Annotated in this window: 12 protein-coding genes and 1 pseudogene; 10 read left to right on the forward strand and 3 right to left on the reverse strand. The window is 64.4% G+C overall.

All coding sequences use genetic code 11. The features are described from left to right. Positions 1 to 35: 35 nt before the first annotated feature. The 3 genes from V2I08_RS03780 to V2I08_RS03790 are packed head-to-tail and all read right to left on the reverse strand — an operon-like array spanning position 36 to position 4,089. Entirely contained in the window at positions 36 to 671 is a 636-nt protein-coding gene (locus V2I08_RS03780) for a PepSY domain-containing protein (RefSeq protein ID WP_349633935.1), read from the reverse strand. After that, positions 668 to 1,378, reverse strand: a complete 711-nt coding sequence (locus tag V2I08_RS03785; protein WP_043151100.1) for a PepSY domain-containing protein — start codon at positions 1,376 to 1,378, stop codon at positions 668 to 670. Before V2I08_RS03785 ends, V2I08_RS03780 begins: the two co-directional genes overlap by 4 nt. 14 nt (positions 1,379 to 1,392) lie before the next feature. After that, complete coding sequence (locus tag V2I08_RS03790) at positions 1,393 to 4,089, reverse strand: TonB-dependent receptor domain-containing protein (RefSeq protein WP_349633936.1); 2,697 nt, start codon at positions 4,087 to 4,089, stop codon at positions 1,393 to 1,395. 660 nt (positions 4,090 to 4,749) lie between these two features. Between V2I08_RS03790 and V2I08_RS03795 the strand changes: the two genes are divergently transcribed. The 10 genes and pseudogenes from V2I08_RS03795 to V2I08_RS03840 all read left to right on the forward strand — a co-directional run bounded on the left by V2I08_RS03795 (position 4,750) and on the right by V2I08_RS03840 (position 15,761). Further along, entirely contained in the window at positions 4,750 to 5,130 is a 381-nt protein-coding gene (locus tag V2I08_RS03795) for a hypothetical protein (protein WP_349633937.1), read from the forward strand. 58 nt (positions 5,131 to 5,188) lie between these two features. Then, positions 5,189 to 6,469, forward strand: a complete 1,281-nt coding sequence (locus V2I08_RS03800; protein ID WP_349633938.1) for a TolC family protein — start codon at positions 5,189 to 5,191, stop codon at positions 6,467 to 6,469. Beyond that, complete coding sequence (locus tag V2I08_RS03805) at positions 6,469 to 7,716, forward strand: efflux RND transporter periplasmic adaptor subunit (protein ID WP_043153903.1); 1,248 nt, start codon at positions 6,469 to 6,471, stop codon at positions 7,714 to 7,716. The genes V2I08_RS03800 and V2I08_RS03805 overlap by 1 nt, the downstream gene beginning before the upstream one ends. Positions 7,717 to 7,738: 22 nt before the next feature. Next, the gene (locus tag V2I08_RS03810) at positions 7,739 to 10,900 is read left to right on the forward strand and encodes an efflux RND transporter permease subunit (protein ID WP_405053619.1); all 3,162 of its coding nucleotides are present in this window, start codon (positions 7,739 to 7,741) and stop codon (positions 10,898 to 10,900) included. Continuing rightward, positions 10,900 to 11,991: an EamA family transporter gene (locus tag V2I08_RS03815; RefSeq protein WP_349633940.1), complete on the forward strand. Its 1,092-nt coding sequence runs from the start codon at positions 10,900 to 10,902 to the stop codon at positions 11,989 to 11,991. The genes V2I08_RS03810 and V2I08_RS03815 overlap by 1 nt, the downstream gene beginning before the upstream one ends. A gap of 200 nt (positions 11,992 to 12,191) precedes the next feature. Continuing rightward, positions 12,192 to 12,635: pseudogene (locus tag V2I08_RS03820) on the forward strand (urocanate hydratase); the annotation flags it as partial. A 5-nt stretch (positions 12,636 to 12,640) separates the two neighbouring features. Then, complete coding sequence (locus tag V2I08_RS03825) at positions 12,641 to 12,838, forward strand: HutD family protein (protein ID WP_051520148.1); 198 nt, start codon at positions 12,641 to 12,643, stop codon at positions 12,836 to 12,838. Positions 12,839 to 13,090: 252 nt separating this feature from the next. Continuing rightward, a complete protein-coding gene (locus V2I08_RS03830) occupies positions 13,091 to 14,584 on the forward strand; it encodes a PAS domain S-box protein (protein ID WP_349633941.1) in 1,494 nt (497 codons plus the stop codon). A 55-nt stretch (positions 14,585 to 14,639) separates the two neighbouring features. Then, positions 14,640 to 15,260 (forward strand): response regulator transcription factor, encoded by a 621-nt coding sequence (locus tag V2I08_RS03835; RefSeq protein WP_043153906.1) that lies wholly within the window; start codon positions 14,640 to 14,642, stop codon positions 15,258 to 15,260. Between the two features lie 102 nt (positions 15,261 to 15,362). Further along, positions 15,363 to 15,761, forward strand: coding sequence for a response regulator (locus tag V2I08_RS03840; RefSeq protein ID WP_051520150.1), 399 nt, complete (start codon positions 15,363 to 15,365; stop codon positions 15,759 to 15,761). Positions 15,762 to 15,823 lie beyond the last annotated feature (62 nt).

The following is a 15,823-nucleotide window of genomic DNA, read 5'->3' on the forward strand; positions in this document are numbered from 1 at the left end:
AGGGCATCGAAAGCGGGTCCTACCCGCCAGCACTTTCAAATGACACTACGGTCGAACGCCACGTCTGTCGCTTGCTCCCTCCCGCGGAGCGGGTTCGTCCAATCCATATTGTGGAGCATCCAGAAAAAGTCCCACGTCCGCCACGTATCGCCGCGCATCACGAGGACGCGACCTGTCTCCGCCGACACATAGGCGCTGCTGTTCGCCGCATCGGCGAAGTTGATCCGCCACATCGGTCCTGAGTGCTCGCGCGCTTCGAGATTGGGCTTCGGCAGCGCGACAACGTCGCGGATTGGCGCTTCGGTCATCTGCGATGCGGCGGCCTTGGCAAGCGCCGCATCGATGCGGATTGGATGTCCGTCATGGGCGCCGAACAGGCGTATTCCGTCCTCCGTGCGGACTTCATAGACCGGGCTGCCGGCGAGATCGCGCAGCACCAGACCGGACGCCTGTCGAACGCCCGGAATGCGGGCGGGATCAATCAGCCGATCGGGAGTCGGCAGCGGATGGGCGTGGATTTCGGCAGCGTCATGGCCCCCGACCTGCTTCATGTCGAGCAGGGCCATCATCGAGCCGCTGAGCGCCCAGAGGAAGAACTGCAACCCCAAAATAAGCCCGATCCATTTGTGGATACGGCGGAACAGCAGCGGTGAGAGGCGTAACCGCTTCATGCTCGTGGCATCTTCTTGCTGCGCCGAAACGACCAGATGAGGAGCAAGGCGCCGCTCAGCGCCATGGCAAACGCGCTCCAGGTTGCGACCCGAAGGAGCGGATTGTTGACGTTCGTGCGACCCTGATAGTCCATGATGTGGAGCATCCAGGCGAAGTCGAAGACTCGCCAGAGCGCGTGTCGCCGCGAGATGAGCTCGCCCGTCGACGGCGACAGATAGAGCGTTGGCCGGTTCCAGCCTGCAAACTCGACCTGCCAGTAAGGCGGCTTGCGCGACTGCATTTCGAGAGGTGCCTTGGTCAGCAGGTTGACGGCGACGATGTCGCCCTTGCCCGCATAGATCCTGCGGGCAAGGGCACGGATCTCCTGTTCGGTCGGCGCGGCCATCCGCTCGCCGGTTTTCGCGTCGAAAAGGGCTGGCCCCTCGGGTGTCTCCGAGCGCCAGACTGGCCGACCGAACAGCCGCTGCAGCTGTACCTCGGAGGTTCCGGGCGCCGCCGCCACGATGAATGACGGCGGCACGAGTGCGGCGAGATCATAGCCCTGGACGATAGGTGCACGAACGAGATGGTCGCCATGGATCGTGTCGATATGGACGACGACCATGTAGAAGCCCGTCAGAGTCCAGAGCACGACCTGGACGCCCACGAAGAGGGCGATCCATTTGTGCGTCCGTCTGGCGACGAGTGGCCAGCGAATCTTTGCCATAGCCCTTTCCTGCCTCAGAACGCGGTCCGGAAACCGGCGTAGAACCGGCGCCCGAACAGGTCATAGGTCATGGTGTCGGTATTGGCATCGGTGAAGCTCTGGATGTACGGCGCCTTGCGGTCGAAGACATTATCAACGCCGATCTGGAAGCGCGTCTTCTGATCGATCTCGAAGGCGAGCTGGGCGTTGTGGTAGAACACGTTGGGGGTCCGATAGCCGACATCCTCCGGGGCTGCGTTGAAGTCGGTCGCCTTGCCGATCCATTGCGTCGACCAGGTCGCGCTGATCCCGTCTTTCGCCGCTGTCAGCACGCCGTAGCCGCGCCATTTGGGATAGCCGCCATTGCCGCCGCCGATATAGCCGTCAAAGTCGATCGGGGCGCCGCCGGGGAAAGGCAGGACGACATATTTGTTGAGCCATGTGGCGTTCACGTCGAGCGTGATCGCGACGCCGCCGATCGTGCGGTTGTAAACGAGCCCCAGATCGAGCCCACTCATCTGCTCGCGCCCGGTATTGATCGGCTGGGCCGAGAGATAAGTGACCTCGCCGGTCAGCGGGCTACGCGTGAAGTCGTCGCAGAACTCGCTCGAAAGATTGGCGCTTGCGTAGCAGACCGCGAGCTTGGTCGAACCCGGAATCGCCCGGATCGCGTCTTTGATGTCGATATCGAACCAGTCGGCGGTGAGCGACAGGCCGGGCACCAGTCCCTTGGGCTGGATCACCGTGCCGATCGTCCAGCTCGTCGAGCTTTCGGGCTTCAGATCCTGATTGCCACCGGCTGTCGTCAGAATGGTCGTCCCGAGCTGGACATAGTTTGCAGGAACGCCCGAGGCCTGACAATTGGCGATCAGCGTTGCGTTCCCGCTCGACGCAAAGCGACTGCACGGATCGGTCGTCGTCAGATTGCCTTCGGAAACGCCGCCGAACAGTTCGGGCACATTGGGAATGCGGAAGCCCGTGCCATAAGTGCCGCGCAGGCGGAAATCGTCATTGATCATCCAGTCGGCGCTCAGTTTGTAGTTCCAGTCGCTGCCGAACAGATTGTAGTTCGAGTAGCGAACCGCGCCGTCCAGCGTCAGTGCCTTGAAGAAGGGCACGTTGGCGAGGACCGGAACCGATAGCTCCAGATAGGCTTCCTTTGCCGTGCTCGACCCCGAGATCGGGTCCTGCTGGTTGGTGTTGGCGACGCCCAGCACGGTCAGCGGATCGGGATCGCGCCAACCCTTCTCCTTGCGGTAGACGGCACCCGTCGCGAACGAAACCGGCCCGGCCGGCAGTTCGAACAGACTGCCGGTGAGGTCTGCGGTGACGGTGCCGAGCTCGTTGCCGCCCCGATCGCGCGAGGTGAACAGGATATAATCGAGCGCTGCGGGCGTCAGGTCGCCGAAGCCCAGATAGTCTGCGCACGGGATCGCTGCGCCGGCCGTGAGGCTGCATTTGCTAGTGTCGAGCGTGTTGGCGACACGTTCGAGATTTGCGATATTGGTGGAACCATCGACAGCGGTGTTGCGGCCAAAGCTACCTGCGACTTCCCAGGCCCAGTCATTGGCCAGCTTGCCGCGAAAGCCGAGCGTGCCTTGCCATGTATCCGTTTCCTGGAAGAACTGGCGCGGTCCCGGCTCGGCCAGTCTACGCTGAATAAGGACGATGTTCTGACCCGTCGGATTGGTCGGGTTGCTTGCGGCGATCGACAAATTACGCAGCGTTCCCGGCGTCGCAATCTGGTTGGACTTTCGGAAGGTGTATAGGAATTCGCCGAACGCCTCGATGTCGTCGGTGACGTCGTAATCGGCAAAGAAGGCTGTGCTGACGCGCTCCACCGGACTGACCGCGTTGAGGAACGGCGCGGAATTGAAGTTGTGCTTGGACGCGCTGTACGGTTCGTAGAAATTGCCGTCGCCACCGGGAACCTGGTTGAAATTGATCTGCTGGCCATTGGGCAGCACGGCACGCCCGCCGATCGTCGCGGCGCTGTTGACACACGACAGCGTGCCGGGCGTTGTCTCGGCCAGCGAGCAGGGCGCGCGGCTTGCCATGTTGACCGCGTTCGTCTTCTGATAGGTTACCGCCGCCATGAAGCCGCCGCGATCGTTACGGATGCCCCAGATCAGATCCGCGGAGAAGTCCGAGCCATCGCCTCGATCGCTGATACCATAGCGCGTGCTGACGCCGAGGCCCTCATAGTCGGTGCGGGTTACGAGATTGACGACGCCCGCCATCGCATCGGCACCATAGATCGCCGACGCGCAGTCCTTGAGCACGTCGGTCCGCGCCAAAGCGACAACCGGGATCATGTTGAGGTCGGGCGATGAATTGGCGCCGGTGCCGCCGGCGACGAGGCGGCGACCGTTCAGGAGAACGAGGGTGCGCTTGATGCCGAGGCCGCGCAGGTTGACCTGCGCCGTCCCGTAGCCATTGCTCGTCCAATAGGCCGAAGTCTGGTTGCCCGCGAAGCCAGCATTGGCTGGAAGACGCTGGAGCATGGTTTCGATATTGACGATGCCGGTATTCTCGATCTGCTCGGCGGAGACGACCGTGGCCGGGCCGACGCCGGCCAGGTCCTGACGTCGGATACGGGAGCCGGTGACGACAATTTCGGACGCCGGCGCCTCGGCGCTCCCCCCAGGAGAACTTTGCGCCTGCGCGATGCCGGGCGATGCCCCACTTGCAAGTATCGTCGCGCCGAGAAGTGACACTACCCCCATTTTCATGTTGAAACTCCCTGTTCGCCCTCATCTTCTGCAAGCAAGGGAGCATAGGTTGTATATACAGGTCAACATGAATTGTCCTGTATTTTAAACTAATTAGCTTTGAATTTGAGTCGCGCGGAGTGCCTCTGTATCTTAATACGCAGCCCAGGACGGAACCCCTCACATTTGGAGCCTTTTTTTTGCTCTTCGCATTCTCGCGCGTTGCCGGCGCGGCTGTGGAGCGCGGCAACCAATGCAAGGGCAGGAACATCAGATCGCGCGTTGACCGTGAAACATTGGCCGCGCAAGGTCGAAACCGAAGAGTTCCGATGGTCGCTGCGATCGAGCCAAAGTCCAAAGTTGAGGATCACGGCGACGACTATCGTCGTGTTCGCGCAAGGAGCATCAGCACGCGCCCCGCACAGCTTGCATCGCGCAAATCCGCCTCAGCGACGATCGCGAGCGTTCGCGCCGCATCTGGCGATAATGCGACGGCTCCCCAGCACCGCTGCCCTCTTCGACGCTCTGTTGAGCGTCAATTGCACCGGAATCGCCAAATGACGCTGATCGACCAATGATCGATTGCAAGATGTTCGCGAATTCTTGCCGCGCCGCACAGACCCCGATAGGCTGGCTCGCGTGGATGTTCCGGTTCGATTCTCGCTGAGGCGGATTTGCGCGATGCTGTGCGTCGTGCTCGCGCTTGCGTTCGCCGCCGCCTCGGCGACCAGCGTCGTCGACCGCATCCAGCATCAGCCGGGCGCTCCAACGAACCACCAGCACATGCTGTTCACCGATATCTCGTTCGATGCCGACGATCATCATGTTGGCCACAGCGATGCCAGCGATCGGGATGACGGCGCGGACCCCGATCATCAGCCCGGAACCGGACATCATCACCACGGCGATAGCGGCTCCGGTCTGCCCGCCTTCGCATCCGGCGATAACGGCCTGCCCGATCTTCGCAGCGACCGTCGAAGCCTAACGCCCGCCCGCCCGGTGATCGGTGTGACGATCCACGGCCCCGAACGACCGCCCAAAAGCATCACCGCCAGCGTCTGAACCGCCGTGTCCGAGAGGGCGCGGTTTTCGCCACGCCTGCTCGTGAGACCCTTTTGCCATGTTTCAACCTACCGACGCGCGCCTTCCGGCGCGCTCCCGGCGCGCGCTGGCGATCGGCGCGGCGCTGATCGCTCTGTTCGCTGGCGACGTTGCCAGCGCGCAGGAATTGACCCTTTCGGACGCGCTGGCGCGCGCGGCAGCCCGCGATCCCACCGGCTCGGCAAGCACTGCCCGCGTGACGGCCGCGGAGGCCGGCGTCCGCCAGGCCGATGTGGGGCCGCGTCCAGTGGTTGGGGTCGACCTCGAGGACTTCGCCGGCACCGGTCCCTATTCGCCGGTCGATCGCTCGCAGGCCACGCTCTATTATGAGCGGATCTGGGAGCGCGGCGGCAAGCGCGAGGCACGGACCGGCGTTGCACAGTCTGAACTGAGCCTCGCGCAGCAGCGCGGACGGCTGCGCACGCTCGACCTGCTGGCACAGGTTCAGGCTGCCTGGGTCGAAGCACAGGCGGCGCAGGCGGCCATCATGGTCGCCGAAGACCGGCTCGCGCTCGCCGAGCGTGTGGAGCGCGATGTTGGCAGGCGGGTCGGGCGTGCGCTCGATCCGCTGTTCGTCGGCGAGCGTGCGCGAACGGCGGTGGCACAGGCGCGGATCGCCCGCGACCAGGCCGTCGAGGCTGCCCGCATCGCCCGCGCGAACCTCGCTTCCTACTGGGGCGGCAGCGATGATTTCGCGCTCGATGCCGCGGCATTCGGGCGTCTCGATCTTAGCGTGCCGATCGACGACGCCATGCCCGAGCTCGCACTGCTGGCGGCGGAGCGCGATACCGCCGAGGCGCGCATCCGGCTGGAGCAGGCACGCGGGATCACCGATCCGACCGTTCGCGCCGGGGTGCGGCATTTCGGGCAGGGCAATGCGGTGGCGCTGGTTGCCGGCGGATCGATCCCGCTCGGCGGACGGCGAGCCAATCGTGCCAATGTCGAACGCGCCCGGGCCGACCGGCTCGCCGCCGAGGCCGAAATCGCCGTGGCCCGGATCGACCAGAAGCGCGAGGCCGACCGGCTGACCGCGTCGCGCGCGGCGATCGCCGCGGAGATTGCCCGCATCGATGCCGAAGTACTGCCGAGCGCCGAGCGGGCGGTGGTGATGGTCCGCGACGGCTTCAACCGTGGCGGCACCGCCTTCACCTACCTCGAAGTCGCCGAAGCTCAGAGGGCCGTGATCGACGCGCGCACGCGCCGGATCGATCTGCTCCGGCGCTTCCATCTCGATGGCGTGCGCCTCGACCGCCTCGGCGGTCGCCACGCTTCCCTTATCGCCAGCGTGGAGAACCGCTGATGTTCCGATTGTCCAAGATCCGTCTGACCGCGGCGATTCTCGCCTGCACCCTGCTTGCCGCCTGCGGCGAAGCGCCTCCCGAACCCACCGGCGAGCCGGCCGCGGCGACCGCCGGGTATGAGCGCGGCCCCCATCGCGGCCGGATGCTGCGCGACGGCGATTCCGCGATCGAGATGACCATCTTCGAGGACGGCGTCGAACCCGAATTCCACGTCTATGCCTATCGCAAGGACAAGCCCGTGCCTCCCGGCGAAGTCCAGCTCAGCGTCGAGCTGGGCCGGCTCGGCGGCAAAGCTGATCGCTTCGCCTTCGCCCCGCGCGAGGACTATCTGCTGGGCAACGGCGTCGTGCATGAGCCGCACTCGTTCGACGTGAAGGTTCGTGCGGTCGAAGGCGGGCGGACCCACAACTGGTCCTATGCCTCCTATGAGGGGCGCACCACCATCTCGGCCGCTGCCGCCCAGGCGGGCGGGGTCAAGACCGAGGTCGCGGGTCCGGCGACCGTCAGCGAGCTGGTCGACATGGCGGGCCGGGTCGAGATCACGCCCGACGGCAAGGCCGATGTCCGCGCCCGGCTGCCCGGACAGATCGTCTGGATGTCGGGTCAACTCGGCCAGGCGGTGCGCAAGGGGCAGACCCTGCTCCGCGTCGAATCCAGCCATTCGCTCCAGACCTATGCGGTTCCGGCGCCGATCAGCGGGATCATCATCGAGAAGAACACCAATGTCGGCGATGTCACCGCCGACCGTGCGCTGTTCGTGATCGCCGATCCGACCCAGCTCCACGCCGAGTTCTTCGTTTATCCGCGCGACGCCGAGCGCGTGCGGGTCGGCCAGTCCGTCGCGTTGCGCAGCCTCTCCGGCGAGGCGCGGTTGTCGGGCAAGGTCGAGGCGATACTGCCGACCGCCGATCTCGCGAGCCAGACGCTGATGGCGCATGTCCATCTGCCGCCCTTCGCTGCGCGCGATTTCCGGCCGGGCATGGGGGTCGAGGGCTCGTTCGCCGTCGCTCAGGCGCAGGTCGCCCTCGCGGTGCGCACCAAGGCGCTCCAACGCTTTCGCGACTTCACCGTGGTCTTCGCCAAGGTCGGCAACACCTATGAGGTGCGAATGCTGGAGCTTGGGCGGCGCACGCCCGAATGGACCGAGGTGCTGGGCGGTCTCGAACCGGGCACCGAATATGTCGTCGACGGTGCCTTCCTGATCCGCGCCGACATCGAGAAGTCGGGGGCCAGCCATGACCATTGATCAACCCACCGAGCGTCCGGGCATTCTCGACCGCATCATCGCGGGCTCGATCCGGCTGCGCTGGCTGGTGCTGGCGCTGGTCCTCGCCTCGGCCGCGCTCGGTGTCTGGAGCTTCCAGCGCCTCCCGATCGACGCCACGCCCGACATCACCAACGTCCAGGTGCAGATCAACACCGAGGCGGCCGGCTTCTCGCCGCTGGAAGCAGAGCAGCGCGTCACCTTCCCGGTCGAGACGGCGATCGCTGGCTTGCCGGGGCTGCAATATACCCGCTCGGTCTCGCGCTATGGCCTCAGCCAGGTGACGGCGGTGTTCGCCGACGGCACCGACATCTATTTCGCGCGCCAGCTCGTCAACGAACGGCTCCAGACCGCACGCGATCAATTGCCCGAAGGCGCCACACCCGAAATGGGACCGATCGCCACCGGCCTCGGCGAGATCTTCATGTATACGCTGGAGGCCGGGCCGAACGCACGCAAGCCGGACGGCACGGGCTACACGCCGGAGGATCTGCGTACCCTGCAGGACTGGGTGATCCGCCCCCAGCTCCGCAACACGCCTGGCGTCACCGAGGTTAACTCGATCGGCGGGTTCGAGCGGCAATATCATGTGACGCCGCTGCCCGATCGGCTGTCGTCCTACGGTCTCACCATGAACGACGTGGTCGACGCGCTGGACAGGAACAACGCCAATGTCGGCGCCGGCTATGTCGAACGCTATGGCGAGCAATATCTGATCCGCGTGCCCGGCCAGGCAGCCGGCATCGACGATCTCAAATCGATCATCGTCACCAATCGCAGCGGTGTGCCGATCCGCATCGCCGACATCGCCGATGTCGGCATGGGCGAGGAACTGCGCACGGGCGCGGCGACCGAAGACGGCCAGGAGGTCGTGCTGGGGACCGTCTTCATGCTTGCCGGCGAGAACAGCCGGATTGTCGCCCGCGCATCAGCCGAACGGCTCGAAGTAGCCGCCAGGGCGCTGCCGGCGGGTGTGATCGCTTCGCCGATCTACGACCGCACCGAACTGGTCGAGCGGGCTATTTCGACGGTCGAGAAGAACCTGCTCGAAGGCGCCCTGCTGGTGATCGTCGTCCTGTTCCTGCTGCTCGGCAACATCCGCGCCGCGCTGATCACCGCCGCGATCATCCCCTTCTCGATGTTGCTGACCATTACCGGCATGGTCCAGTCGAAGGTGTCGGGCAATCTGATGAGCCTCGGCGCATTGGACTTCGGCCTGATCGTCGACGGTGCGGTGATTATCGTCGAGAACTGCCTGCGCCGGTTCGGTGAGGCGCAGCACCGGCTCGGGCGTCTGCTCGACCGCGAGGAACGATTTGCACTGACCGCCACGGCGGCGAGCGAGGTAATCCGGCCGTCGCTGTTCGGCGTGCTCATCATCACCCTAGTCTATGTGCCGATCTTTGCGCTCACCGGCGTCGAAGGGAAGATGTTCCATCCGATGGCGATCACCGTCGTCATCGCATTGACCGCGGCGCTGGTCCTGTCGCTGACCTTTGTGCCGGCGGCGGTGGCGATGTTCGTCACCGGCCGAGTGGAGGAGAAGGACAGCTGGCTGATGCGCGGCGCCCGTTGGCTCTACGCCCCCGCGCTCGACGCGGCGCTGCGCCTGCGCACGGTGTTCGTCATCGGCGCGATCGCACTGGTCGCGCTCGCCGGATTCGGAGCGAGCCGGATGGGGTCTGAGTTCGTGCCCAATCTCGACGAAGGCGACATCGCGCTCCACGCGCTGCGCATCCCCGGCACAAGTCTGAGCCAGGCGGTGCAGATGCAGCGCGCGCTGGAAGCCAGGCTCAAACGCTTCCCCGAGGTCGAGCGGATCGTCGCCAAGATCGGCACCGCCGAGGTCGCGACCGATCCGATGCCGCCCTCGGTCGCCGACACCTTCGTGATGCTCAAGGATCGCAAGGACTGGCCCGACCCGAGGAAGCCGCGCACCCAGCTCGTCGCCGAGATGCACGCGGCAGCGCTCACCATCCCCGGCAATAATTACGAGTTCACACAGCCGATCCAGATGCGGTTCAACGAGTTGCTCTCCGGCGTCCGCGCCGATGTCGCGGTCAAGGTGTTCGGCGACGATCTCGAGGAACTGCTTGCCGCGGGCCAGGCGATCGAAGGCGTCGTGGGCGGCATCCCCGGCGCGGCCGATGTCAGCGTCGAGCAAGTGACGGGGCTTCCGGTTCTCCAGATCACGCCGGATCGCGCCGCGCTCGCTCGCCTCGGGCTCAATGTCGGCGACGTGCAGGACGTGGTCGCCGTCTCGATCGGCGGCAAGCAGGCCGGACAGATCTTCGAGGGCGACCGCCGGTTCGCTATCATCGTGCGGCTGCCCGAAGATATCAGGCGCAACGTCGACGAGATCGGTCGGCTGCGCATACCCCTTCCGGCGGGCGGCGCGGGCCCGCGCGGGTTCGTGCCGCTGGAGGATGTGGCCAGGGTCGAGGTCGTCACCGGCCCCAACCAGATCAGCCGCGAGGACGGCAAACGCCGCGTGGTCATCACCGCCAATGTCCGTGGCCGCGATCTCGGTTCGTTCGTGACCGAGCTGCGCGCGAAGGTGGATGCCGAGGTCGAACTGCCAGCGGGTTATTGGGTCAGCTATGGCGGCACGTTCGAGCAGCTCATCTCGGCTGCCGAGCGGCTGCGGCTGGTGGTGCCCGCGGCACTGCTGCTGATCTTCGGCTTGCTGTTCTGGCTGTTCCGCTCGGTCAAGGACGCTGCGATCGTGTTCTCGGGCGTTCCGCTGGCGCTGACCGGCGGGGTCGCGGCATTGCTGATCCGGGGGCTGCCGCTGTCGATCTCGGCCGGGGTCGGGTTCATCGCGCTCTCGGGCGTGGCGGTGCTCAATGGCGTCGTGATGCTCAGCTTCATCCGCTCGTTGATCGCCGAGGGCCGTCCGCTCGACGACGCGATCCGCGAGGGCGCGCTGACCCGGTTGCGGCCGGTGCTGATGACCGCGCTGGTCGCAAGCCTGGGGTTCGTGCCGATGGCGTTCAATGTCGGTGCGGGTGCGGAGGTGCAGCGTCCGCTCGCCACCGTCGTCATCGGCGGCATCGTCTCCTCGACGCTGCTGACGTTGCTGGTGCTGCCTGCGCTATACCGGTTGGTGCATGGGCGAGGAGCCGCCCGACCATCCGAGTCGGCGCCAAGCCCGGCGGGAGCGTGATGATGTCCGTTCGATCCTGGGTTGCCTGGCCGGGCGCCCCGCTCGCCATCGGTTCGGCGACGCTGTTCGGGGCGAGCACGCCGCTCGCCAAGGCGCTGCTCGGCGGCGGGGTCAGCGCGTGGCTTCTGGCAGGGCTGCTCTATCTTGGCTCGGGCATCGGCCTCGCCATCGTCACGCTGGGCCGGCGCGCGATCGGACGACCGACAAGCGAAGCGCCGCTTGCCAGACGCGATTGGGGCTGGATGGTCTTGGTCATCCTGTCGGGCGGCGTCGCGGGACCGCTGCTGCTCATGATCGGCCTGGCCATCACACCCGCATCCTCGGCTGCGCTGCTCCTCAATCTCGAAGGGCTGGCCACGATGGCGATCGCCTGGACCGTGTTCCGCGAGAATGTCGATCGCCGCCTGATGCTCGGCGCGCTGGCGATCCTTGCCGGCGCGATCATCCTGTCGTGGCAGGGCGGCTCCGGTGCGGGTGCGGGATTCAGTGGCCTGGGTCTTGGCGCGCTCGCCATTGCCGGGGCCTGTCTCGCCTGGGGAATCGACAACAACCTCACCCGCAAGGTCAGCGGCTCCGATCCCGTCCAGATTGCGATGGTCAAGGGCCTGGCGGCGGGCGCGGTCAACCTGACATTGGCCTTATTGCTCGGCGCCCGCTTGCCGGAACTCTCGCTGACCTTGGCGGCGGGTGTGGTCGGATTTTTGGGCTATGGCGTCAGCCTTGTGCTGTTCGTGCTGGCGCTCCGGTTCCTCGGCACCGCGCGGACGGGGGCGTATTTCTCGACCGCGCCGTTCATTGGCGCGTTGCTGGCGCTGCTGTTGTTCAGCGAGGCGGTCACGGTCCAACTTGTCGCGGCAGCCATGCTGATGGGGATCGGGCTATGGCTGCACCTGTTCGAGCGGCACGAACACGATCACGTCCATCAGCCGATGGAGCACACCCACGCCCATTTCCATGACGCGCATCATCGACACCCGCACGGCCCCGGCAATCCGACGGGCGAACCGCATGTCCATCGTCACGCGCATGCCCGACTGATTCATACGCACCCGCATTATCCCGACCTCCATCACCGGCACGGGCACAAATGAACAAGACCTGAGGTTCGACGAGAGGAATGCTTTGAACTTAGCTGATGCTGCCGACGCTTTACGGGTCCGTTGCTGAATGGAAGCCGCGTCGCTCCGAGCCTATGTAGGCGATGGAAGAAACCTAACCATGTCGCCGCGAACATCGCTCATCTGGCCCGGCGCTCCGCTCGCCAAGGTGCGATCAGCATGGCTCTATCTCGGTCGGCCTGGGCGACCGCCACCGCCTCGGTCTCGCCTTCAATGAAATGGTGGCGGGCGGCGAGCTGAAGGCGCCGATCGTCATCGGCCGCGACCATCTCGACTCCGGCTCGGTCGCCAGCCCCAACCGCGAGACCGAGGCGATGCGGGATGGTTCGGATGCCGTCTCCGACTGGCCGCTCCTCAATGCCCTGCTCAACACCGCGTCGGGCGCGACCTGGGTATCGCTCCACCATGGCGGCGGTGTCGGCATGGGCTATTCCCAGCATAGCGGCATGGTGATCGTGGCCGACGGGACGCAGGATGCCGCGCGCCGTCTCGAACGGGTCCTGTGGAACGATCCCGCCACCGGCGTCATGCGCCACGCCGACGCCGGTTACGACGTTGCGCGTGACTGCGCACGTGCGAAGGGGCTCGATCTGCCCGGCATCCTCGGCACTGCATGAACGGAATGATCCGTTTCGCCGATCAGCCCGAGCGCCGCTGGCGCGATGGCGGCGGTGCGACGCGCGAATTGGCAGTCGGGCCGCCCTCCCTGGTGAATGAGGATGGGTTTGCCTGGCGGATCAGTGTGGCCACGATTGACGCCGATGGTCCGTTCTCACGGTTCGACGGTGTGGACCGAAGTCTGTTGGTGCTTTGGAGGTGAGAGATTGAGGATCGATATCGCGGGCCTTCCATGGAAGCTGCCGCGCGTCCGACCTCACTAGATGCCTAGCTTTCGACCAGCGGCATCGACCATTTTTCTTCTGCGGCAGTGTTACATCGCCCGCCCACCCACCCGAAGGAAAAAATAGTCCCAGATGTGAGGGCAAACCGCCCCGCATGCGTAAGGCCAATGTGAAGCCGATTAAATCTGCCGGTGCAGGTTTGGGCTTAGCGGATGGTCGATGGGGGCGAAATGCAGACGGGAGACACGCGATCCGGCGATTCCGCGCCGCCTCCCGACGCTGATCGATGGCTCGCGGACCAGTTGATCCGCTTCATCGACCGCATGGACGACGATGCCACAATGGTGATCGACAGACAGGGGCGGATCGCCAGTTGGAACGGTGGCTGCCAACGTCTCTTCGGCTGGGAATCAGCAGAGACGATCGGTCGATATTTGTCGATCCTCCATCCGGACGGTAGCTCGACCGATCACGATGATGCTCGGCTGCTCGAAATCGCGGCGCAAGACGGACGGTCTGAAAATGAGGGACCCTGCGTCCGCAAGGATGGAACGATCCTTCTCGCCAAGGTTACGGTCTATCCGCTTTGCGATGACAGCGGGCCCCTGACCGGATTTGGTCTTTCGATCCGCGACGTCGGCGAAGAGCGTAGTGTGCAGACCGCGCTAGAACTTAGAGAAGCGCATCTGCGATCCATTCTGGACACAGTCCCGGATGCCATGGTCGTCATTGACGACAAGGGCCTGATTCAATCATTCAGCACTACGGCCGAGCGGCTGTTCGGATACGAAGAACGCGAGGTTCTCGGCCAGAACGTCAATCTACTGGTTCCCTCGCCCCACTTCGAGGCACATGATGGCTATATCGCGCGTTATCTGAGAACAGGTGAGCGTCGGATCATCGGTATCGGGCGCGTGGTTTCCGGCCAACGGCGCGATGGCAGCATATTTCCGATGGAACTGGCGATCGGCGAGGCCATGGCACCGGCGGGCCGCGTCTTTACGGGTTTCATTCGTGATCTCACCGCCCATCAGGCTATCGAGAGACGTCTGCAGGACCTGCAGGAAGAACTGATCCATGTGGCCCGGGTCAGCGCGATGGGCACCATGGTATCCACGCTCGCGCATGAACTGAATCTGCCGCTGACGGCTGTCGCGAACTACGTCATGGCCGCTCAGGCCCTCCTTAGGCTCGAGCAACCTCACGCAACCCTCGAGGCGCGCGATGCTCTGAGTGACGGCGTGCAGGAAGCTGTTCGCGCAGGCCAGATCGTTAGGCGGCTGCGCGATTTCGTCGCACGCGGCGAAATCGATTATCAGATCGTCAGCCTCTCCAAGTTAATCGAAGAGGCAGTCGCACTCGCACTCGTCGGCGCGAGCCAGCGACAAATCCGCGTCCAGATGGAGTTGGACTCAACGGTTTCGCGCGTGCTTGTCGATCGGGTTCAGATCCAGCAGATCCTGCTCAACCTGATTCGAAACGGCGTGGAGGCAATGGAGCCGAGCAAGACGCGCCTGCTCGCCATTTCGACGCGGGCAGCCGGCGCAGAGATAGTCGAACTCGCTGTGGCGGATACCGGACCAGGCATTCCGGAAGAGATCGCCGCGCAACTGTTCCAGCCTTTTGTCAGCACCAAGGCCAATGGCCTCGGCGTGGGTCTGTCGATCTGCAAACCATTGTCGAAGCGCATGGCGGTCTCCTCTGGGCCAAAGCCAATCCCCTAGCGGTACGATCTTCCGGTTCACGATCACGCGCGTCGACAGCCCCGGAGAATGAACGATGAGCGTTGAGCAGCGCGTATATATCGTTGATGATGATGCCGCCGTGCGTCGTTCCACTGCCATGCTTCTGCGGACTCGTGGTTATCTCGCCGACAGCTATGCTTCTGGATTGACGTTTCTGGAGGCGGCGCCGTCGCTGGGTCCTGGTTGCGTCCTGCTGGACGTGCGTATGCCCGAGATCGATGGCATCGCCGTTCTCGAGCGGTTGCAGGCGACGGATTTCAAAAGTCCGATCGTGGTGATGACAGCACATGGAGACATCGGCACAGCCGTGACAGCGATGCGGCGTGGAGCGCACAACTTCATCGAAAAGCCGTTCGATCACGCGACGATCATGCCGGCGCTTGAAGAGGCATTTGCATTGTTGAGCAAGGCCGAGAGTCAGCGATTGACAGCCGCGAGCGCGGCACTGCGTCTGGAATGCCTTACCGGCCGCGAGCGCGATATTCTGGAAGGTCTGGCCGCCGGCCAGACCAACAAGATGATCGCCATCAAGCTCGGGATCAGCCCCAGGACCGTAGAAATCCACCGGGCGAACATGATGGAAAAGCTGCACGTCAGCACACTGCCGGCAGCGTTGCGGATCGCCCTGGTAGCCGGTCTTGGTCCCTCTTCCTAGTCGCGGGCAGATCGCCAGATAGGGATCGTATCTATTATTCTCGACTCGCCGTCGCGATAGTCTTTTCCTTCAAAGCGCGTGTCAGGCTGTCGAGGATATTAGGTGAATTACGTGCGCGAACCCAAGGCCCCGGCACACTGCGTGTTGCTCGTGGATGACGATAAGGCAGTGCGGCGGTCGGTTGCCATGTTTCTCCGGGCGAGGGGCTATGACGTCCGTGATTATAGTCTGGGCGCCGAGTTGCTCGCGGATAGTGCGCTGGAACGCGGTACTTGCTTGATCACGGATTATGTCATGCCTGATCTGGATGGATTCGCGCTTCTCGAGGCGTTGCGCAATCGCAACTGGTCTGCGCCGGCAATCCTGATTGCCGGTCGTTACGAGCGCGATCTTCAGCAAAGGTCGCTTCGGTGTGGTTTTTCGGCATTGATCGAGAAGCCGATTACCGACGAACGGCTGCTCGACGCGCTCCATTTGTGTCTGTGCAAGGCAGGTACATAGCGCGCGTATCGGGGATCACTATCGGACCGCGCTCATATGATGGCTGCGAGAAGTCGTGCTAC

Origin of the sequence: Sphingobium sp. MK2 (genome assembly GCF_040170545.1) — a bacterium.
In the GTDB taxonomy this organism is placed as follows: domain Bacteria; phylum Pseudomonadota; class Alphaproteobacteria; order Sphingomonadales; family Sphingomonadaceae; genus Sphingobium.